21 protein-coding genes are annotated in these 18,881 nt (G+C 66.8%); 7 read left to right on the top strand and 14 right to left on the bottom strand.

The window, feature by feature from the left end; translation table 11 throughout:
* Window positions 1–6: 6 nt before the first annotated feature.
* Complete coding sequence (locus GSQ76_RS20080) at window positions 7–981, top strand: Gfo/Idh/MocA family protein (RefSeq protein ID WP_158745892.1); 975 nt, start codon at window positions 7–9, stop codon at window positions 979–981.
* On the opposite strand, the gene lpxB is transcribed toward GSQ76_RS20080, so the two are convergent.
* The 3 genes from lpxB to GSQ76_RS20095 are packed head-to-tail and all read right to left on the bottom strand — an operon-like array spanning window position 978 to window position 3,591.
* Window positions 978–2,120 (bottom strand): lipid-A-disaccharide synthase, encoded by a 1,143-nt coding sequence (gene lpxB, locus GSQ76_RS20085; protein ID WP_158745893.1) that lies wholly within the window; start codon window positions 2,118–2,120, stop codon window positions 978–980. The two genes, GSQ76_RS20080 and lpxB, sit on opposite strands and share 4 nt — an antisense overlap.
* Window positions 2,117–2,977: a carbon-nitrogen hydrolase family protein gene (locus GSQ76_RS20090; RefSeq protein ID WP_158745894.1), complete on the bottom strand. Its 861-nt coding sequence runs from the start codon at window positions 2,975–2,977 to the stop codon at window positions 2,117–2,119. Before GSQ76_RS20090 ends, lpxB begins: the two co-directional genes overlap by 4 nt.
* The gene (locus tag GSQ76_RS20095; protein WP_158745895.1) at window positions 2,968–3,591 is read right to left on the bottom strand and encodes a GNAT family N-acetyltransferase; all 624 of its coding nucleotides are present in this window, start codon (window positions 3,589–3,591) and stop codon (window positions 2,968–2,970) included. Before GSQ76_RS20095 ends, GSQ76_RS20090 begins: the two co-directional genes overlap by 10 nt.
* A 39-nt stretch (window positions 3,592–3,630) precedes the next feature.
* On the opposite strand from GSQ76_RS20095, the gene GSQ76_RS20100 reads away from it, so the two are divergent.
* Window positions 3,631–3,918, top strand: a complete 288-nt coding sequence (locus GSQ76_RS20100; RefSeq protein WP_158745896.1) for a DUF952 domain-containing protein — start codon at window positions 3,631–3,633, stop codon at window positions 3,916–3,918.
* A gap of 4 nt (window positions 3,919–3,922) precedes the next feature.
* On the opposite strand, the gene GSQ76_RS20105 is transcribed toward GSQ76_RS20100, so the two are convergent.
* The 8 genes from GSQ76_RS20105 to otnI form a co-directional block, all read right to left on the bottom strand.
* The gene (locus GSQ76_RS20105; RefSeq protein WP_158745897.1) at window positions 3,923–4,393 is read right to left on the bottom strand and encodes a hypothetical protein; all 471 of its coding nucleotides are present in this window, start codon (window positions 4,391–4,393) and stop codon (window positions 3,923–3,925) included.
* 5 nt (window positions 4,394–4,398) lie between these two features.
* Window positions 4,399–4,788, bottom strand: a complete 390-nt coding sequence (hisI, locus tag GSQ76_RS20110; RefSeq protein WP_254070520.1) for a phosphoribosyl-AMP cyclohydrolase — start codon at window positions 4,786–4,788, stop codon at window positions 4,399–4,401.
* Window positions 4,775–5,968 carry a cystathionine beta-lyase gene (metC, locus tag GSQ76_RS20115; RefSeq protein ID WP_174247374.1) on the bottom strand — a complete coding sequence of 398 codons (1,194 nt, stop codon included), beginning with the start codon at window positions 5,966–5,968 and terminating at the stop codon, window positions 4,775–4,777. Before metC ends, hisI begins: the two co-directional genes overlap by 14 nt.
* Window positions 5,969–5,991: 23 nt before the next feature.
* The gene (locus GSQ76_RS20120; RefSeq protein ID WP_158745898.1) at window positions 5,992–6,822 is read right to left on the bottom strand and encodes a sulfurtransferase; all 831 of its coding nucleotides are present in this window, start codon (window positions 6,820–6,822) and stop codon (window positions 5,992–5,994) included.
* A 2-nt stretch (window positions 6,823–6,824) separates the two neighbouring features.
* Complete coding sequence (locus GSQ76_RS20125; protein ID WP_158745899.1) at window positions 6,825–7,535, bottom strand: alanyl-tRNA editing protein; 711 nt, start codon at window positions 7,533–7,535, stop codon at window positions 6,825–6,827.
* On the bottom strand, window positions 7,532–8,152 hold the full coding sequence (locus GSQ76_RS20130; protein WP_158745900.1) for an NUDIX domain-containing protein: 621 nt from the start codon (window positions 8,150–8,152) through the stop codon (window positions 7,532–7,534). Before GSQ76_RS20130 ends, GSQ76_RS20125 begins: the two co-directional genes overlap by 4 nt.
* 38 nt (window positions 8,153–8,190) lie before the next feature.
* The gene (locus GSQ76_RS20135; RefSeq protein WP_158745901.1) at window positions 8,191–9,072 is read right to left on the bottom strand and encodes a helix-turn-helix domain-containing protein; all 882 of its coding nucleotides are present in this window, start codon (window positions 9,070–9,072) and stop codon (window positions 8,191–8,193) included.
* 181 nt (window positions 9,073–9,253) lie between these two features.
* Window positions 9,254–10,033, bottom strand: a complete 780-nt coding sequence (gene otnI / locus GSQ76_RS20140) for a 2-oxo-tetronate isomerase (protein WP_158745902.1) — start codon at window positions 10,031–10,033, stop codon at window positions 9,254–9,256.
* 53 nt (window positions 10,034–10,086) lie between these two features.
* Here otnI and GSQ76_RS20145 point away from each other — a divergent pair, with 53 nt between their 5' ends.
* From GSQ76_RS20145 to GSQ76_RS20165, 5 genes are all read left to right on the top strand, one after another.
* Entirely contained in the window at window positions 10,087–11,151 is a 1,065-nt protein-coding gene (locus GSQ76_RS20145; protein WP_158745903.1) for an AI-2E family transporter, read from the top strand.
* An 88-nt stretch (window positions 11,152–11,239) separates the two neighbouring features.
* Window positions 11,240–12,214, top strand: coding sequence for an ABC transporter permease (locus GSQ76_RS20150; RefSeq protein WP_158745937.1), 975 nt, complete (start codon window positions 11,240–11,242; stop codon window positions 12,212–12,214).
* Entirely contained in the window at window positions 12,211–13,125 is a 915-nt protein-coding gene (locus GSQ76_RS20155; RefSeq protein ID WP_158745904.1) for an ABC transporter permease, read from the top strand. The genes GSQ76_RS20150 and GSQ76_RS20155 overlap by 4 nt, the downstream gene beginning before the upstream one ends.
* A complete protein-coding gene (locus GSQ76_RS20160; protein WP_158745905.1) occupies window positions 13,122–14,099 on the top strand; it encodes an ABC transporter ATP-binding protein in 978 nt (325 codons plus the stop codon). Before GSQ76_RS20155 ends, GSQ76_RS20160 begins: the two co-directional genes overlap by 4 nt.
* The gene (locus GSQ76_RS20165) at window positions 14,092–15,081 is read left to right on the top strand and encodes an ABC transporter ATP-binding protein (protein WP_216851185.1); all 990 of its coding nucleotides are present in this window, start codon (window positions 14,092–14,094) and stop codon (window positions 15,079–15,081) included. Before GSQ76_RS20160 ends, GSQ76_RS20165 begins: the two co-directional genes overlap by 8 nt.
* On the opposite strand, the gene mbfA is transcribed toward GSQ76_RS20165, so the two are convergent.
* The 3 genes from mbfA to GSQ76_RS20180 all read right to left on the bottom strand — a co-directional run bounded on the left by mbfA (window position 15,078) and on the right by GSQ76_RS20180 (window position 18,878).
* Window positions 15,078–16,034, bottom strand: a complete 957-nt coding sequence (gene mbfA / locus GSQ76_RS20170; RefSeq protein ID WP_158745907.1) for an iron exporter MbfA — start codon at window positions 16,032–16,034, stop codon at window positions 15,078–15,080. The genes GSQ76_RS20165 and mbfA overlap by 4 nt on opposite strands.
* Window positions 16,035–16,180: 146 nt before the next feature.
* Window positions 16,181–17,758, bottom strand: a complete 1,578-nt coding sequence (gene purH, locus GSQ76_RS20175; RefSeq protein WP_158745908.1) for a bifunctional phosphoribosylaminoimidazolecarboxamide formyltransferase/IMP cyclohydrolase — start codon at window positions 17,756–17,758, stop codon at window positions 16,181–16,183.
* Between the two features lie 16 nt (window positions 17,759–17,774).
* Window positions 17,775–18,878 carry a glycosyltransferase family 4 protein gene (locus tag GSQ76_RS20180; RefSeq protein WP_158745909.1) on the bottom strand — a complete coding sequence of 368 codons (1,104 nt, stop codon included), beginning with the start codon at window positions 18,876–18,878 and terminating at the stop codon, window positions 17,775–17,777.
* Window positions 18,879–18,881 lie beyond the last annotated feature (3 nt).

Raw genomic sequence — 18,881 nt, forward strand, 5'->3', positions numbered from 1 at the left:
CGCCCCATGAGTGATCAGTTGCGGATGGGCGTCATTGGCGCCGGGCATTTTGGCCGTTTTCATGCGCTGAAGGTCGCGGCCGCCCCCCGGGCGCGACTGGTCGGCCTGCACGATGCCGACACGGCGCGTGCCACGACGGTCGGGCGGGAAGCCGGCGGTGCCCCGGCGATGGCGTTGGACGCGCTGCTCCAGGCCTGCCAGGCCGTGGTGATCGCCGCCCCGGCGGAGGCGCACCACCCACTCGCCACCCGCGCGCTGGAAGCCGGGTGCCACGTGCTGGTCGAAAAGCCGATCGCCGCCACGCTGGAGCAGGCAGATTCGTTGGCCGCCTTGGCCTCCGCACGCGGCCTGGTGTTGCAGGTTGGCCATCTGCTGCGATTTTCGGCGGAGCACCGGGCGATCAGCAGTCGCATCACGCGGCCGCTGTATATCGAGGCGACGCGCATCGCCCCCTACAAGCCGCGCGGCACCGACGTATCGGTCATCCTGGACCTGATGATCCACGATCTGGACCTGGTGCTGGCGCTGGTGGACAGCGAGATCAGCAGCGTCGACGCGATGGGTGCTGCAGTGTCGTCCCCGTCGGAGGATATCGCCAACGCCCGGGTCCGCTTCGTCAATGGCTGCGTGGCGACCATCACTGCCAGCCGCATCTCCATCAAGACGGAGCGGCGGATGCGGCTGTTCTCGCAGGAGGGGTATCTGTCCGCCGATTTCGGCGCGCGCGAACTGGTGATGATCGGGCGGGAGCGGGGTCTGCCGCTGCCGGGCACCGGCGGTTTCAAGCGCGAAGCGATCAGTTGGAAGGATCACGACGCGATGGAAGCAGAGCACGCCAGCTTTGTCGCCGCCTGTCTGGATGGGGCGCCCGTGCTGGTGGACGCCGCCGCCGGCCGTCGCGCGCTGGCGGCGGCCATCGCGGTGGCCGACTCGATGGCGTCCTCGGCCGATCTGGTCCGTGCCAGCGGGCTGGTGATCTAGCCGGGCAGCAGCGCCAGCACCGCCGCGGCCGCCATATCCGCCGGATTGCCGCCCGCGGGGCGCAGGCTGGCGATGACTTCGCCAAACGCCTTCCGCTGGGCCGCCACTTTTGCTGGATCGCGCAGCAGGGACAGCACGGTGGCTGCCAGCGTTTCGGGGTTGCAGTCCGCCTGCAGCAGTTCCGGCACCGCTAGGCGACCAGCCAGCAAGTTTACCATGGCAACGTGCGGCACGCGGATCATGCGCCGGGCCATGAAGGCAGACACGGGGTTAACCCGATAGGTCACCGCCATCGGCACCCCGGCCAACGCCAGTTCCAGCGTCGACGTGCCCGATTTCGTCAGCGCCGCGGCCGCCGCGGCGTAGGCATCGTGCTTGTCATCCAGGTCGGTAACGATGATCGGCCGCACCGGCCACGACGCGGCGGCCTGCTGCACGGTGTCCGCAACCGCGTGGGAAACCGGGATGACGGGCGTGATGCCCGGCACCTTCGCCGCCAGCAGCGCCATGGTTTCGGCAAACACGGGCAGCAGCCGCGGTACCTCGCTCCGCCGGCTGCCGGGCATCAGCACCAGCACCGGTGCGTCCGCCGCCAGGCCGTGGCGCTCGCGGAACCGGGCGGCGTTGCCGCGGTCGGCGCCGGACTGCACCACCGGATGGCCGACGAAGCGAGCGGCCAGGTTATGGCGGGCGAAATACGCTTCCTCGAACGGCAGCAGGCACAGCAACTCGTCCCAGCGTCCCGGGAAAGTCTTGATCCGGTGCTCGCGCCACGCCCAGACCTGCGGGGCCACGTACTGCACCCGCTTGATCCCCAACGGAGCGATGCGCTTCAGCACGTGCAGGCCGAAACCCGGGGAGTCGACCGTCACCACCACATCCGGCCGGCGTGCCGCGATGTCGTCCACCACGGAGAGCATCCGGCGGCGCAGGGTGCGGATGCGCGGCAGGATCTCCACTAGCCCCATCACCGCCAGGTCCGACATTGGGAAAAGGCTATCCATCCCCCCCGCCATCATCCGCGGCCCGGCAACGCCGGCGAACGTGATATCGGGTCGCACGGCGCGCAGGGCCGTCATCAGCCGGCTGCCCAACACGTCGCCACTGGCCTCGCCAGCGACCAGATAGACCAGGGTCATCCGCCGACCACCGGGCAGGCAGGCGGTGCGGCGGCATAGTCGCGGTGGTTGAGCACGGCGCCATCCTGCCGCACGGCGGCGATGGCAGCCGGGTCCAGATCGGCATACAGCCAACCCGGCGCGTCCATCTCGCCCCTGATGATGACGCCGTCATCGGGAAAGCCGCGATCCACCGGCCCGAACACCGCGGCATAGCCCCGGTTGGTATCCAGCGCAGACAGCCAGGGGGCGTCCCCCACCGTGGTGGCGACCGCGACGTAGCACTGGTTGGCCATGGCGCAGGCGCGCGCCGCCAGCCGCACGCGATTGAACCCGGCCAGCGTGTCGGTATCCGTCGGCACCAGGATCAGCCAGGCCCCCGCCTCCACCTGTGCGCGCGGCAGGGCCGGGTGTTCCATGTCGTAGCAAATGCTGACGCCGATCCGCCCCCACGGCGTTTCGAACACGGATGGCGCCGCGCCGGTAGACACACCCCACAACTCCGCTTCGAACCGTGTCGTGCAATGTTTGTCCTGGAAGGCGATGCGACCGTCCGGTGCCACCAGCGGCGCATGATTGACCACGCTGCCATCCACGCGGCGCCACGGCAGGCTGCCGCCGAGCAGCCACACGCCGTGCCGGGCAGCAGCGCGCTGCATCGCAGCCAGGATCGCATCGTGCAGGGCGCAGGCAGCGTTCAGTTCTGCCGCCAGGTCCGGTAGCGGCGCGGCAACCGCATCGATGCACGCGTATTCCGGCAGCACCAGCAACTCGGCCCCAGCCGCCGCAGCCTCGGCAATGCGGGCGGCGAAGCCTGCCCCCCACTCGGCGACCCCGGCGTAGCGTCCGACGCGATATTGCAGCAGCCCTAGCCGCATGGCAGTGGGGCGCCGGTCAGCGACTTGATCCAAAAATCCAGCGTATGCTTCGACTCAGCCGCATCCCCCACATCCTTCCACGTCATGGTGCAAGCGACGCCGGGCAGCGGCACGTAGCCGCGGTTGCGCCAAAACGCGTCGTTCGTATGGGCGTTTGATGGCCGCAGCGGATGGTCCGCGGGGCGGCGAACCGAACAGAACAGCGTATAGTCTGCGGACGAGGTTGCCCTTGCATGCGACTCCCGCAGTTCGAAGAACCGCACCCCCAAGCCCTTGCCGCGCCACTCGGACCTCACCACACCCTCGCCGAAATAGAAGAAGCGACGCAGGTCCCAACCCCGCGCCTCGAACGGAGCGCGGACGTTGGCGCTTTCATCTTCCAGCGGCAGGCAGGTCGCGGCACCGACCGGCTGCCCGGCATGGCTGGCCAGGAACAGCGCGGCCCGCGGGTGATTGATGTAACCGGCGATATAGGGCCGCTCGGTGGGGTCCCCGCGATACAAATAGGGCCAGTCCTCGAAGACGTTTACGTGGAGCAGCTGGAACGCGGCCTGCGCCTCCGCAATAGCGTGGCCGGTGAACGTTTGGATTTGGATGGCGTTGTCAGGGCTCATGGCCCGCTGCATAGGAGGCCCAATAACGGGACGCAACGCATGGATGACACACGCCACACGCTCTGCCACGTCACCACGCCCCAGGCGGTGGCCGCCGCGGGGGATCGCCTGACCGGCTACCCCTTCCTGCATTGCTGCACCGATGCGCAGCTCGCCTTCGTGCTGGAGCGTCATTTCCCCGGCCGCACCGGCCTTCTGGTCCTGCGCTTCGACCCGGCAACGGTCGACGGCCGCATCGAATGGGAACGCAGCGAGCCCGACCAGCCGCCCTTTCCGCATCTCTACGGCGCTCTCCCGCTCGCCACCGTCGCGACCGAGCAATTGTAGTCAGTTAGGTGCAGCGGCTGGGCTGGTCCTTGGTGCAGGGAAATTCCGAGAGGCCGCGTGCCGTTCGGGCCAGCTGATCCCACATCGATTCCTCGAAGCTCGACTTCACCGCCGTCACCGCCTGGTCGATCAGCGCGTGGTCGATCGAGGCATCGGGTGTCGCTGCCATCCGGAGGATCTCGTTCAACTGCGGATCCGTGGCGCGGGCGGCAACTTTGCCGATCGTCTCGTTCAGCACGGCGTCACGCTGCTTCAGCATCAGGTCGCGCGTCATCATGCGATTATGTGCCCGTGCCGCCGGTGTGCCCCCCGCATACAGCCCACGGCTGTCGGCGAGGGCCATGATCCGGTCCAGTTCCGTTCCGTATAAGCCCAGATCGTAGACCATCGTCACCACTTGGCGCGACCGATCCACGTTGGCCGCGTGCAGTGGCCCGGCGATCAATACTACCAGCAGGGCGAGGACCAGGCGCATGGCGGCTAGGCCGGTTGGCCGTACAGGGTCGCCGGATCGGCCAATGGCTCACTCAGCGTTTCCAGGTGGTCGTGCCGAACCGCGCGATGGAAGCAGGTGCGCTGCCCGGTGTGGCAGGCAGCGCCCAATTGGTCGACCATCAGCAGCAGCGTGTCGCCGTCGCAATCGATGCGCAGATCCACCAGGGTCTGCACCTGGCCGGACGTCTCACCCTTGCGCCAGAACCCGTTGCGGCTGCGACTCCAGTAACACACGCGCCCGGTCGCCAATGTCTCCGCGACCGAGGCAGCGTTCATCCACGCCATCATCAACACCTCGCCGGTGTCATGCTGCTGGGCGATGGCGGGAACGAGGCCGTTGGCATCGTATTTGATCGGCAGGTCAGTTGGCGGCACGCAACACCTCCAGGCCACGGTCCAGATCGGCGATCAGCTCCGCCGGGTCTTCCAGCCCGATATGGAAACGCGCGCTCGGTCCTGCAAATTTTCCGCTGCCGGCGGTGCGGCGCATGTCGCCCGTGGTGGGCACGGCCAGGCTCTCGAACCCACCCCAGGACGAGCCGATGCCGAACAGGCTGAGGCTGTCGATCATCGCATCGACGGCGGCGGCGGAAATCTTCGGCGCGAACTCCACCGCGAACAGGCTGGCGCCGCCGGTGTAATCCCGCTTCCAGATCGCATGGCCGGGCGCACCGGGCAGGGCCGGATGCAGCACCCGCGCGACTTCCGGACGATGCGACAGCCACTCCGCCACCTTCAGGCCAGATTGCAGTTGCCGGTCCAGCCGGACGCCCATGGTGCGGGCACCGCGCAGGGCCAGCCAGCAATCATCCGGACTGGCAAAATAGCCGAGCAGCATCGCGGTGCTACGCAGCTTTTCCCAGTGTTCGTCGGTCGCCACGGTGACGGCGCCCAGCATGATGTCCGAATGCCCGCCGACATATTTCGTCAACGCCTGCACCGACAGATCCACCCCGTGCGCGAACGGTTGGAAGGCGCCGATGCCCCAGGTGTTGTCCAGGATCACCGTCAGCCCGCGTGCGTGGGCGACGCGGGACAGGGCAGGGATGTCCTGCATCTCGAACGTCTGGCTGCCCGGGCTTTCGGTATACAGCACGCGCGTTTCGGGCCGGATCAGCGCCGCCAGGCCGTCGGCGTCGGCCTCCGGATCGTAATAAGTGGTGGTGACGCCCATGCGCCCCAGGAAATTGTCGGCGAACGAGCGAGTGGGGCCGTACGAACTATCCGGCAGCAGGCAGTGGTCGCCGTTCTTCAGGACCGCCAGCAGCGCCAGCGACGCCGCTGCCAGGCCGTTGGGCACGATCTGGCAGCGCGTGCCGCCCTCGATCGAGGCGACCATGTCCTCCAGCGCGTGATGCGTCGCGCCCCCGGTGATGCCGTACATCGGGCGGCGGTCGAACGCCTCGGTGCTACTGTTCCGCCGATCCTCGCTGGACGGATACAACATGGTCGACCCGCGATGCACCGGCGGATTGACGAAGCCGTGCTGGCGCCCACCCGTTCGCCCGACATGCGCCAGGCGTGTGGCGAGGCTGAGCTTGGCAGCGTCGGTCACGCGCCTGTCGCCTCCGGCGTCCGTCAAGCGCCTGTCGCCTTCGGCGTCGTCGGATCCAGGCCCCACTCCGTCCACGACCCATCATACACCGCGCCCTGCGATAGCCCGGCGCGCTTCATCGCCATCGTCACCATGGTGGCGGACACGCCGCTGCCGCAGGTGGTGACCACCGGGCGCGATCCGTCGACGCCAGCCTTCGCCAACGCCTCGCGTAATTGCTCCTGCGGCAGGAAGCGGCCATCGACGTCCAGCATCGTGGTGAACGGTATGTTGATCGAGCCGGGGATGTGCCCGGCGACCAGCCCCGGCCGCGGCTCCGGCGCAGTGCCGGCGTAGCGGGCTGCGGCGCGAGCGTCGACGATCAACGCCTCCGTCTCCAGCATGTCTGTCAAGCCGCGCAACCGCTCGGCTCGCAGCCGCGCCGTGAACGGAACGGCGCTGGCGGCGGCCGGCTCACCCATTTCGATCGCGCGGCCAGCCTTCGTCCAAGCAGCCAGCCCGCCGTCCAGAACGGTGACCGAATCGTGCCCGAACAGCCCCATCATCCACCAGCCGCGGGTCGCCCACATGGTGGCGTTCTGGTCGTAGAACACCACGCGGGACGTGTCGGCGACTCCCAGCGCCCCCACCAGCTTCGAAAACCGTCCCGCCGCCGGCACCATGTGCGGCAGCGCGCTATCGGTGTCGGCGATCAGGTCCAGGTCGAAATACCGCGCGCCAGGGATGTGCGCGGCGAGGAAGGCGGCCTTGCCGTCCTTCTTCTCGTTCGGCAGGTATTTCGTCGATTCGAGCACCACAAGATCGGGCGCGCCCAGATTGGCCGCCAGCCAGTCGACAGAAACCAGATCGTCCATGTTCATTCCCCGAAGACCAGCGTGATGCGCCGGTTTTGCTTGCCCTTGTTCTCGATCTTCAGCACGCGAACCTGCCCGATTTCGCCGGTTCGCGCGACATGGGTACCGCCGCAGGGCTGCAGATCCACCGGCGCCTCCTCCGGCCCGATCCGCACCAACCGCAGCCGCCCGGTGCCGCGCGGCGGTTTCACGGACAGGGTGCGCACCAGCCCAGGATTGGTGTCCAGCACGCTTTCATCCACCCATTCGGTATGGATCGGATGGTCGGCTGCGATCAGCCTGGCCAACCCGGCCTCGATGCTCGTGGCATCCGGTGCAGCGGGAATGTCGAAATCCAGCCGGGATTTCTCCGCCCCGATCTGCCCGCCCGTCACCGCGGCGCCGGGTAGCAGGCTGCACAGCAGATGCAGCGCGGTGTGCATGCGCATATGAGCGTAGCGGCGCGGCCAATCGATCGTGGCGATGATCGCCGTGCCCGGCGTCGGCAACTCCCCCTCGATCGGCAATACGACGGTGTCGCCGTCGCCCTTGATCGCCTCGGCCACCACCGCCCGCGCGCCAGCCCAGGCCAGCTTGCCGGAATCGCCGGGCTGGCCGCCGCTGCGGGCGTAGAACGGCGACTGGCTGAGCACCACGCCGCCCGGCACGACCGAGGCCACCACCGCCTGGCTCAATTCGAGATAGGAATCGTCCAGAAACAATTTGCCGCTCATACCGCCCACTCCTTTCGCAACCAGTCCCGCCGGGATGCGAACCACAGGAGGGCCATCGCAGTGATCGAGTTTTGGTAACGCCCGGCCAGTGCACTCTCGATCGTGGCGGCGGCGGGAAGCACGCGGGTACGGATGTCCTCGTTCTCGCTCGCCAGCCCGCCATGGCCGGCAATGCCCGCCGCATCCGCGGGCGGCGCCACGATCCGGCCGGCGAAGATGGTCACCGTCTCATCCGATCCGCCGGCGCTGAGGATGAACTGGCCGACCCGGTGCAGCCGGTCGACGCTCAAACCCATCTCCTCCTGCATCTCGCGCGCGGCGGTTTGCTGCTCCGTCTCCCCGGCATCCATGAAGCCGCCGGGGATTTCGAGCATCATGGGATCCAGGCCGGCCAGCGTCGCCGGATAGCGGAACTGCTCGATCATGACGAGTTGGTCGGTGACGGGGTCGTAGGGCAGAACGCCGACGGCGTGCCCACGAAGCCAGACTTCCCAGGTGCGGGTGTCGGACATGGCGCCATCGAAGCGGCGCTGCCGAAACTTGACGACATCCAGTTGGGTGCGTCGCTTCCAGACGGTCTCGGTCGACAGAACGGTCACGTCAGGGGATTCGGCCATCCCCGATATCTAGACCGTGGAGGGCAGGCGGGCCAGTCTCAGGCGGCGCGCTGCATCTGCATCAGGGCGCGCACCTGGGCGGCGCCGGCGGCACCCTTCAGCGATTCGCGCCACATCTGCTCGGCCACGCGCTGGTGGGTAGCCACAGCCTCGTCGGCGCCGGTGATCATCGCCACACCGGTCTGGATGCTGGGCAGGCCATCGGCACGGAACGGGTTGATCGCCAGCGTCGCGCGGTCCCGTGCCCGCAGGATCTTGAACGAACTCGTGGGCTCGGCCGACGGCAGTACGCCGAACTGCAGACCCATCGGCTCTGCTTCCATCATGGCGGCGATGTGCTCGATCTCGGATTCGGCCACCTGCCGGCAGCGGCGACGCATCGAATCGGACAGGGTCAGGCTGCCGGCGATGCCAGCATCCAGCAGGCGCTGAATGCGCGGCAGCGACAGGATTGCAATGATGCCGGGGCGACGCATCGCATACATGCGCTTGCGAGCAGCCAGGATGCCCTGCACCTGCTCGATCGAGGCGCGCAGGCTGGCCTTGTCGCCAGCCGACTGCGACATCGACTCCTCATACGCATCTGCCAGCGCGGCGTCATACGCCTCGGACGTGGTGAGGTAGCATAGCGGACCAAACACCTGAAGGATCTGGTCGGCCGATTCCTCGGTCTGGCGAATACGCTCGAAATACCCGACCGGTCGATTATAATACTCGACCCCGATCCCCAGGAGCGAGAGCGGGGAGATCTTCAACAGCTCGGCCAACCGCTTCACGGTGTCCAGCTTGATGACCTCGCCCTTCTCGTATCGATACAGAGCAGCGCGTGAGACGCCGAGTCGTGCAGCGATCTCTTCCGCACGCAGGCCGGATTCGAGTCGATACGCCCGCAATTGCTGGCCGATCTCCGTGAATCTCATACCACTAAGCTCCCCACCAGCTACGACCGATCTCACGAACGAGACTCCCCGCACGTTGACATAACGCTACCGTGAGAGAGCACGTCAAGGCCTCGTTCCAAGTAGAACTCTTTTTTATCCAAAGATCAATCATAGGTTGCGAATTCGTGGCGCATGCTTGCGAATAGAGACGGTGTCTCTGTTAATCGTTAACGTTCTTGATCCAAGTTAAGCCAGCGATTGTGTCTCCGGCAGGCCGGTATTCACAGCCAACCCAGCCGTCATATCCGATCGCATCCATTCTTTGGAACACGAACTTCCAATTGATTTCACCCGTTCCCGGCTCATTTCTTGCCGGAACATCCGCAATTTGGATGTGGCCGATCAACGGCAGAAGCTTCGCCATGCGGCTGGTCACGTCGCCCTCTGTGATCTGGCAGTGATAGATGTCGAACAGCAACGCGAGTCGATCACGCCCAATGGCCTCGACCACGGCGGCACCCTGGCCCGTGGTGTTGAGGAAGAAGCCCGGCATGTCGCGATGGTTGATCGGCTCAATCACCACCAGCACACCAGCCTGCCTCGCCAATTCGCAGGCCCAGGCGAGGTTGGCGGCATACAGGCTTGCGGCGGTGTCATACGCCACGCCAGCCGGTAGCATCCCGGCCATGCAGTGCAGCCGTTTGGTGCCGAACACGGCGGCATACTCCAGCGCCTTCTTCACCCCGTCGCGGAATTCCACCGTGCGGCCCACCAGGCTGGCGGTCCCGCGCTCGCCTGCGGCCCAGTCCCCCGGCGGCATGTTGAACAGGATCTGCTCCAGCCCGTTATCGTCCAGCCGGGCACGGATCTCGGCCGGGGTGTGGTCGTACGGGAACAGGAACTCCACCGCCGTGAACCCCGCCTTGGAAGCGGCGGCGAAGCGGTCGAGGAACGGGTGCTCGTTGAACATCATCGACAGGTTGGCGCAGAAGCGGGGCATTGCCGGGTCCTTTTGGGTTGGCAGCGTGTGGGGCCTAGGTTAACCCATCGCCTATGATAGCAGAACGGCTGCTAATGGGATTGCTGCTTGCCGGCATCGCCATCGGCTGCGGCTTTGTGCTGCACCCCTTTACCTCTGCCCTGCTCTGGGGCGGCATCCTGGTATTCACCACCTGGCCGGTATTCGAGTGGGTGCGTGACCGCTGCCATATCGGCCGAACCGGCGCCGCCTCGGTCATGGTCCTGCTCACCTCGCTGCTGCTGGTGCTGCCGCTGGCCGTCGCCGCGCCCGCCGGGTCGGACGACGTGGTGCGGCTGCGGGCGTCTATCGACTCGCTGCTGGATAGCGGCCTGCCAAACGCGCCCGAATGGCTGATCCGGGTTCCCCTGCTGGGCGCGACGCTGTCCGAATACTGGAATAGCTGGGCTGCCGACCTCAGCGTCATGGCGGATTTCTTTCGGCCCTATTTCGGCATGATCGCGGAGAACGGGCTGGCGCTGCTGCTGGGCATCGCAACCGGCGTGCTGCAATTCCTGATGGCATTGTTCATTGCCTTCTTCTTCTGGGTCTACGGCGACCGGCTGGGCCTGCACCTGCGCGCCATCATCCGCCGCATCGCCGGCTCGTATGCCGAGCGGCTGATCGTGGTCACCGGCCAGGTGATCCGCGGCACCGTGTATGGCCTCCTGGGCACGGCGCTGGTGCAGGGCATGTTGACCGCGTTCGGCCTGTGGCTGACGGGCGTGCCGCGCCCGGTGTTGCTGGGCGCCATCGCCGGCTTCGTGTCGGTGCTGCCGATCGGGGCACCGATGATCTGGATCCCGGCGGCTTTGTGGCTCCTCAGTATAGGCAAGATGGGCTGGGCGATCTTCCTGGTCGTCTACGGCGTGGTCGCCGTGTCCGGCGCGGATAGCGTGATCCGCCCCTACTTCATCGCCCGCGGCGCGCAACTGCCGTTCCTGCTGACAATCCTGGGCGTTCTCGGCGGCGCGCTCGCCTTCGGCCTGCTCGGAATCTTCCTCGGTCCTGTGCTGCTGGGCGTGGGCTTCACCCTGGTAGCGGAGTTCTCCACCGCCAACGACGAGCTCGCCGCCCAGGGCAAAGATCCAACCGTCTGAAATCGCCCCGGGTTCGTCGGAATCTGCCTTGCTTGGGGCTGCAACGGCGTCCTACCGTGGGCGAATCTGCGTCAGGGGCATATCAGCCATTCCCGCCTTCATCATCTCTCGCATTCTTCAGGCGATCCCCGTCCTCCTGATCGTCGGTTTCATCGCGTTCGCTCTGTTCGCCTTCGTCGGCGACCCGGTGAACATCATGCTCGGCACGTCCTACACCGAGGCCGACCGGGTGCGGATGACGCACGAACTCGGCCTCGATCAGCCGTTCCTGGTGCAATACATCAAGTTCATCTGGGCGGTGCTGCATGGGGAGTTTGGGGTCAGCTATCGCCTGGCCCGCCCCGTCTCCAGCCTGATTGCGGAGCGTCTGCCGGCAACCGCGGAATTGTCGCTGGCGGCCGCATTGTTCGCGATGCTGGTGGGCATTCCGGCCGGGGTCTACACGGGCATTTACCGCAATGCGTTCACCTCCCGCGTGTTCATGGTGCTCAGCCTGGTGGGCGTGTCGCTACCGACTTTCCTCATCGGCATCCTGCTGATCCTGGTGTTCAGCGTGCTGCTCGGCTGGCTTCCCTCCTACGGCCGCGGCACCACCGTGGCGATCGGCGGCTGGACCACCGGACTGCTGACCGTGTCTGGCCTGAAGGCGCTGGTGCTGCCGGCGATCACCCTCGGCCTGTTCCAGATGACGCTGATCATGCGCCTGGTGCGGGCCGAGATGCTGGAGGTCTTGCGCTCCGACTACATCAAATTCGCCCGCGCGCGGGGTTTGACCAATCGCGCGATCTATTTCGGCCATGCGCTGAAAAACACGCTCGTGCCGGTGATCACCGTCGCCGGGCTGCAACTCGGTGGCATCGTCGCTTTCTCCATCGTGACGGAGACGGTGTTTCAATGGCCCGGCATGGGCCTGCTGCTGGTACAGTCGATCCAGGTTGGCGACATCCCGGTCATGTCGACCTATCTGCTGCTGGTGGCGGTGCTGTTCGTGATCATCAACCTCATCGTCGACATGCTGTATTTCGCGGTCGACCCGCGGCTGCGCGTGGGGCGCGCCCGATGAGCGGCGCGGTGATGCGGGCGCTGGATAGCGACCTCGTCTACAATTTCCGCCGCTCCCCGATCGCGATCATCTCGACCCTGATCGTCGTCATCTGCGTCGGCGCCGCGGCCCTGGCGCCGTTGATCGCGCCGTACAACCCGTTCGACCTGGCCAGCCTGAACCTGATGGACAGCATGATTCCGCCCGCCTTCCTGCCGGATGGCACCGCGGCGCACCTGCTGGGCACCGACAACCAGGGGCGTGATCTGGTGTCGGCCATGATGTACGGCGGCCGCATCAGCCTCATCATCGGCCTGTCCGCCGTGGTGTTCGCCACCATCGTCGGCATCCTGGTCGGGCTGACGGCCGGATACGCGGGGGGCGCCGTGGATGCGGTGCTGATGCGCATCGCCGACGTGCAATTGACCTTCCCCGCCATCCTCATTGCGCTACTCGTCAGCGGCGTAGTCGGTGTCGCGCTGCCCCCCAGCCTGCACGAAAAGCTGGAGGTCTACGTGCTGATTTTCGCCATCGGCATCAGCCGCTGGCCGCAATTCGCCCGCACCGTGCGCAGTTCCACCATGGTCGAACGCGGACGCGACTACGTGCTGGCCGCGCGGGTGATCGGCCTGTCCGGCCCCCGCATCGTGCTGACCCACATCCTGCCGAATGCCTGGGGCCCGGTGGTGGTGATCGCGACCATCAACATCGGCGGCTCCATCCTCGATGAGGCGACCTTGTCCTTCCTGGGCGTCGGATTGCCGGCCACCCAGCCATCGCTCGGCACGCTGATCCGTATCGGGAACGACTATCTCTATAGCGGCGAGTGGTGGATCACCATTTTTCCCGGCGTGGCGCTGGCGGCACTGGTGCTGTCGATCAACCTGCTCGGCGACTGGTTGCGCGACGCCGTGAACCCGAGGCTGCGATGAGCGCCCTGCTGGACGTCCAGGACCTGTCGGTCGACTTCCCGACCCGGCGGGGCCGCCTGCACGCGCTGGACCGTGTGTCGCTCTCCATCCAACCCGGGGAGATCCTGGGCGTCGTCGGCGAAAGCGGCGCCGGCAAATCGCTGACCGGTGCCGCCATCATCGGCCTGCTGGAGCCGCCCGGCGTCATCGTCGGCGGCCAGGTGAGTCTGGAGGGCCGCCGTATCGACAAGCTGCCGCCCGAACAGATGCGCCGCATTCGCGGCCGCCAGATCGGCGCGGTGTTCCAGGACCCGCTGACCACGCTGAACCCGTTATACACCGTGGGCCGCCAGTTGGTGGAGACGATGCAAACCCATCTGGGTCTGTCGGACCGGGACGCGAAGGCGCGGGCGGTGCAATGGCTGGTAGATGTCGGCATCCCCGGCGCCGCCGAACGGGTGGACGCCTATCCGCACGAATTCAGCGGCGGCATGCGCCAGCGCGTGGTCATCGCGTTGGCCCTGTGCGCCGAGCCCAAACTGGTGATCGCCGACGAACCGACCACCGCGCTGGACGTGTCGATCCAGGCGCAAGTGATCGCGCTGCTGCGCCGCTTGGCCCGCGAACACGGCACCGCCGTGCTGCTGGTGACGCACGACATGGGTGTGATTGCGGAGACGTGCGACCGGGTGGCGGTGATGTATGCCGGCCGGGTGATCGAGGTCGGCAGCGTCGCCGCCGTCGTGCACCGCCCGTCGCACCCGTATACGGAGGGGCTGATGGCCTCCATCCCCGCCCTGCGCGCCCGGGTGGACCGGCTGGCCCAGATCGACGGCGCCATGCCGCGGCTGAACGCGATCCCGCCCGGCTGCGCCTACAATCCGCGCTGCCCGAAGGTGTTCGAGCGGTGTCGCCACGACCGGCCCAACCTGATGCCGGCGAAAGAAACCCAAGCCGCGTGCTGGCTGTATGCGGAGGGCGCCGTCCATGGCTGATGTTTTGGAGGCCGTGAAGGTCAGCCGCTCGTTCGACGTGTCCAAGCCCTGGCTGCAACGCATGTTGTCGCGCAGCGGCCGGCGGTCGTTGCGCGCGGTCGACGAGGTGAGCTTTTCCATCCCAAAAGGCACCACCCTATCGCTGGTCGGCGAAAGCGGCTGCGGCAAAAGCACGGTCGCCCGCCTGGCGGTCGGACTGTATCCGCCCAGTTCCGGGGACATCCGGTTCGAAGGCCAATCCTTATCCTCCGCCCGGGCACAGCCAGCCCTGCGGCGGCGGATGAACATGATCTTCCAGGACCCCTACGCTTCGCTGAACCCGCGTTGGCGCGTGCAGGACATCGTGGCCGAGCCACTGCGCGCCTTCGGCATGCTGCGCGGTTCGGCGGTGGGTGACCGCGTCGGCCAATTGCTGTCCCAGGTTGGCCTGTCGCCAGCGGATGGCGCCAAATACCCGCACGAATTCAGCGGCGGCCAGCGCCAGCGCATCTCCATCGCTCGCGCCTTGTCATCCGAGCCGGATTTCCTGGTCTGCGACGAGCCGACCAGCGCGCTGGACGTGTCCGTGCAAGCGCAGATCCTGAACCTGATGCGGGAGTTGCAGACCCGCTTAGGCCTGACCTACCTGTTCATCAGCCACAACCTCTCCGTCATCCGCCACATGTCGGACCGTTTGGGCGTGATGTATCTCGGCCGCATCGTGGAGCATGGCCCGGCGGAGGCGATCTTCACCGAACCGCGCCATCCCTACACACGGCTCCTGCTCGACGCGATCCCCGACCTGGACGCCGCCGGTGGTGTCGGCCGGGTTCGCGCCGGCGTCGGCGGCGAAGTCCCCAGCCCGATCGCGCCACCCCCAGGCTGCACCTTCCACCCGCGCTGCCCGCTGGCCAATGATCGCTGCCGGGTCGAGCGGCCGGACTACACCCAGGCTGGCCCGGTGGAAGTCGCCTGCCACGCGGTGGAAGAGGGCCGCGGCTAACCGCTGCCGATCAGGATGCCGGCGGCCAGCACCAGCGCGCCGCCGAGCATGACCTTCGCCATGGCGGACAGCGGCGGCGTTTCCATGTAGCGCCATTGAATCCAGGCGATGATGGCGAGTTCGACCACGACCACGGCAAATGACAGCCCGGTCGCGGTCCAGAACGCGGGAACCAAGTATGGCAAAGTGTGGCCGATGCCGCCAGCCATGGTCATCAGCCCGCATACCAACCCGCGCAGATACGGCGTGCCCCGGCCTGACAGCTTGCCGTCATCGGCCAAAGCCTCGGCAAACCCCATCGAAATCCCCGCGCCGATCGAGGCAGCGAGCCCGACCAGGAACGTGCTCCAAGTCGAATGGGTGGCAAAGGCGGCGGCGAACACCGGGGCCAGGGTCGACACCGACCCATCCATCAACCCGACAAGGCCGGGCTGTACGATTTGCAACACGAAGCGGCGGCGTGCGTCGTCGTCCTCGCGTTCGCGCACATCGCCGGGCAGGCGTTTTTCGACAATCGACCCGGCAGTCTGCTCGTGCTCCGACTCGGCGGCGGCCAGGTCGCCGAGGAGACGGCGCACCGCCGTGTCGGTCGCGCGGCCTGCGGCCTGCTGGTAGAAACGGGCGGCGTCGCTTTCCATCTGCCGCGCATGGGCCCGAACGGCATCCAGGCCCAGTGGGCGGAACTGCCATATCGCCCGGCGAGGTGCGAAGCCGCGAACATCCTGGCGGCGGATCAATGGAATATGGGTCCCAAACCGCTCGACATAGGTGTCGATCAGCTGGCGGCGGTGCGAATCCTCTTCCTTCGCCATGTCGGTGAAAATATGCGCGGTGTCGGGGTAATCGTCCCGCAGCCCCTCGGCGAAGTCGGCATAGATCCGGCCGTCCTCCTCCTCATTGGCAATGGCGAGGGCAAGGATTTCTCGTTCGGACAATGAATTGAAAGCACGCATGACCGGACCATGCGTGCTTTCAATGTATTCAGCAAGTCCTTACGCAGGCGTTGCGAATGCCTCTCAATGCAGTATCCGGTCAGACCGCTTGGTTTGATCGGAGATTCTGCATCCCTCGACAATTACTAGGCGTGCCGAAGCACGCTCTAGTGTCGGAAGTGCCGCATCCCAGTAAAGACCATCGCAATACCAGCTTGGTCTGCGGCGGCGATGACTTCGTTGTCGCGAATGGAGCCACCGGGCTGGATCACCGCGGTGGCCCCGGCGGCGATGATTGCCTCCAACCCATCCGCAAAGGGAAAGAACGCGTCCGACGCAGCCACGCTGCCGACGGTGAAATTCGTGGTCTGCCCAGCAGCCTTCGCCGCAGCCTCGCCCTTCCACGCAGCGATGCGGGCGGAGTCGACCCGGCTCATCTGCCCGGCGCCGACGCCAACCGTCGCGGCTTCCTTCACGTAGACGATGGCGTTGGATTTCACGTGCTTGCACACACGGAAGGCGAACAGCAGATCGGCCAATTCGGCTTCGGTCGGTGCGCGCTTGGTGACGATCTTCAGCGACTCCGGACTCACCCGCCCGGCGTCCCGCGTTTGCAGCAGCAATCCACCCGCCAGGCTGCGCACCTGCAGCCCGGGTGCCGCCGGGTCGGGCAGGGACCCGGTCAGCAGCAAGCGGAGGTTCTTCTTGCGGGACAGGATGACTTTCGCGTCCTCATCCGCATCGGGTGCCACGATCACTTCGCTGAAGATCGCGGCAATGCGCTCCGCAGCCGCGGCATCGAGCGTCCGGTTCATCGCGACGATGCCGCCAAAGGCGGACACCGGGTCGCACCGCAGCGCCGCGTCCCAAGCCGCTGCCAGCGTCGGGGCGGAGGCGACGCCGCAGGGGTTGGCGTGCTTGACGATGACGATGGTGGGCTCGGCGAACTCGGCCACGCATTCGAACGCGGCGTCGGTGTCGTTCAAATTGTTGAACGACAATTCCTTGCCCTGGATCTGCCGGGAATTGGCAACGCCGGGCCGGTCGCCGTTTGCGTAGAGGGCCGCCCGTTGGTGAGGATTCTCGCCGTAGCGCAAGGTCTGCCGCAGCGTGCCGCTGGTGGTGAAGCGGGTGGGGAACTCGACACCCTGCTGCCTGGCAAACCAGGCCGCGATCGCGGAATCATACGCCGCCGTGCGCGCATAGGCCGCCCCGGCGAATTGCTGCCGCAGCACCAGCGACGTGCCGCCCGCCACCAGCGAGTCCACCAGCGCGCTATACTGCGCAATGTCGGTGACGACGGCGACGTGGCTGTGATTCTTCGCCGCCGCCCGGATCATCGCCGGGCCGCCAATGTCGATATTCTCGATGCAGTCTTCCGGCCCGGCGCCAGACGCGACCGTGGTTTCGAACGGATACAAATTGCACACCAGCAAATCGATCGGGGAAATCCCATGCTCCGCCATCTGCGCCTGATGCGCCGGCAGGTCCCGCCGGCCCAGCAGCCCGCCATGGATCTGCGGCACCAACGTCTTCACCCGCCCATCCAGGATTTCCGGGAACCCCGTGTGGTCCGACACCTCGATCACTGGCACGCCCGCCTTGCGCAGCGCCGCCGCCGACCCGCCGGTGGACAGGATCTGCGCCCCGTGCGCGACGAGCGCCTGCGCGAGTTCGACCAGCCCCTCCTTATCGGAGACGGAAATGAGGGCGCGGGTGATGGGGACGATGTCGGACTGGCTCATGGCCGCGCGCATAGACCTACAGGCCGAGCAGGTCCAGCGTATGATTGATCACGGCTGCCTCGTCATAGCGTGCAATCGCCCGCGCGCGACCGGCTTTCCCCATGGCAATCCGCAGCGCCGGATCGTCGACCAGACGGTTCAGTGCCGCAGCCAAGGGCTCGATCGTCGCGGGCGGCACCAGCAACCCGGTCTCGCCCGCCACCACCTGTTCGCGCGGGCCGCGTATGTCGGTGGCGACGACGGGCAGTCCCGTCAGCATCGCCTCGATCACCGACATGGGCAGCCCCTCGAAATGGCTGGGCAGGGCGAAGATGTCGGCAGCGGCCAGAATCGCTGGAATGTCGGTGCGGTAGCCGAGCAGCCGCGCCCGACCGGTCGCTGCGGCCTCGGCCAGCGCGGGTCCGAGGTCTTCGCCATGATCGCTGTCCAACCGCGCGCCGACGATCCACAGTTCCGCGCCAGGCACATCCCGCATGGCAGCCAGCAATTCCGGATAGCCTTTGTGCCGCACCAGGCGAGACACGCAGACGATTACCACCTGGTCCTGCGCCACGCCCTGCTCCGCCCGGATTCGGCCACGCGCCTCGGCATCCAGATGGAACAACGCCGGGTCGCGGCCATTGCCGACGGCGGTGGCGTGGCGGGCGATGGTGAGTCGCCGCGCATCCGCCGCCTCCTCCTCCGACACGGTCATGAACACGTCGGTCAACCGGCCGGCGAACCATTCCATCAGGAACGAGGCGGTGCGGCGAGTCCACGGGCCGGGCTGATTGAACAGAAATCCGTGGCAGGTATACGCCACGCGCGGCACCCGCGCCGCCCGTGCCGCCAGCCGCGCCAGAAACCCGCTGATCGGCATGTGACCATGCACCAAATCCGGCCTCTCCCGCCGCAGCAGCCGTACTAGGGCGATAAAGGCGCGCAATTGCGCCAGCAGCGATGCCCGGCGGACGAACGGCGCCGGCAGCACCCGAAACCCCTCCGCCCGAACATCCGCGTTCAGCGGCCCTTCTGCGGTGACTGCGACCACCTCGTGCCCTCGCGCCCGAATGCCCCGCATCAGCGGCAGCACGAAATGACGCAGCGAGAAATCGACGTTCGCGATCTCGACGACCTTCATAGG

It is taken from the genome of Acidisphaera sp. L21 (assembly GCF_009765685.1).
GTDB lineage: Bacteria > Pseudomonadota > Alphaproteobacteria > Acetobacterales > Acetobacteraceae > LMUY01.

Excerpts from the sequence above, each read along its gene's own strand:
- GSQ76_RS20100 (WP_158745896.1), top strand. The coding sequence starts at position 3,631 with ATGGATGACACACGCCACACGCTCTGCCACGTCACCACGCCCCAGGCG.
- GSQ76_RS20080 (WP_158745892.1), top strand. The coding sequence starts at position 7 with ATGAGTGATCAGTTGCGGATGGGCGTCATTGGCGCCGGGCATTTTGGC.
- GSQ76_RS20105 (WP_158745897.1), bottom strand. The coding sequence starts at position 4,393 with ATGCGCCTGGTCCTCGCCCTGCTGGTAGTATTGATCGCCGGGCCACTG.
- GSQ76_RS20130 (WP_158745900.1), bottom strand. The coding sequence starts at position 8,152 with ATGGCCGAATCCCCTGACGTGACCGTTCTGTCGACCGAGACCGTCTGG.
- GSQ76_RS20180 (WP_158745909.1), bottom strand. The coding sequence starts at position 18,878 with ATGAAGGTCGTCGAGATCGCGAACGTCGATTTCTCGCTGCGTCATTTC.
- GSQ76_RS20145 (WP_158745903.1), top strand. The coding sequence starts at position 10,087 with ATGATAGCAGAACGGCTGCTAATGGGATTGCTGCTTGCCGGCATCGCC.
- lpxB (WP_158745893.1), bottom strand. The coding sequence starts at position 2,120 with ATGACCCTGGTCTATCTGGTCGCTGGCGAGGCCAGTGGCGACGTGTTG.
- mbfA (WP_158745907.1), bottom strand. The coding sequence starts at position 16,034 with ATGCGTGCTTTCAATTCATTGTCCGAACGAGAAATCCTTGCCCTCGCC.
- GSQ76_RS20155 (WP_158745904.1), top strand. The coding sequence starts at position 12,211 with ATGAGCGGCGCGGTGATGCGGGCGCTGGATAGCGACCTCGTCTACAAT.
- GSQ76_RS20120 (WP_158745898.1), bottom strand. The coding sequence starts at position 6,822 with ATGGACGATCTGGTTTCTGTCGACTGGCTGGCGGCCAATCTGGGCGCG.
- GSQ76_RS20125 (WP_158745899.1), bottom strand. The coding sequence starts at position 7,535 with ATGAGCGGCAAATTGTTTCTGGACGATTCCTATCTCGAATTGAGCCAG.
- GSQ76_RS20090 (WP_158745894.1), bottom strand. The coding sequence starts at position 2,977 with ATGCGGCTAGGGCTGCTGCAATATCGCGTCGGACGCTACGCCGGGGTC.
- GSQ76_RS20165 (WP_216851185.1), top strand. The coding sequence starts at position 14,092 with ATGGCTGATGTTTTGGAGGCCGTGAAGGTCAGCCGCTCGTTCGACGTG.
- GSQ76_RS20160 (WP_158745905.1), top strand. The coding sequence starts at position 13,122 with ATGAGCGCCCTGCTGGACGTCCAGGACCTGTCGGTCGACTTCCCGACC.
- purH (WP_158745908.1), bottom strand. The coding sequence starts at position 17,758 with ATGAGCCAGTCCGACATCGTCCCCATCACCCGCGCCCTCATTTCCGTC.
- otnI (WP_158745902.1), bottom strand. The coding sequence starts at position 10,033 with ATGCCCCGCTTCTGCGCCAACCTGTCGATGATGTTCAACGAGCACCCG.
- GSQ76_RS20135 (WP_158745901.1), bottom strand. The coding sequence starts at position 9,072 with ATGAGATTCACGGAGATCGGCCAGCAATTGCGGGCGTATCGACTCGAA.
- GSQ76_RS20095 (WP_158745895.1), bottom strand. The coding sequence starts at position 3,591 with ATGAGCCCTGACAACGCCATCCAAATCCAAACGTTCACCGGCCACGCT.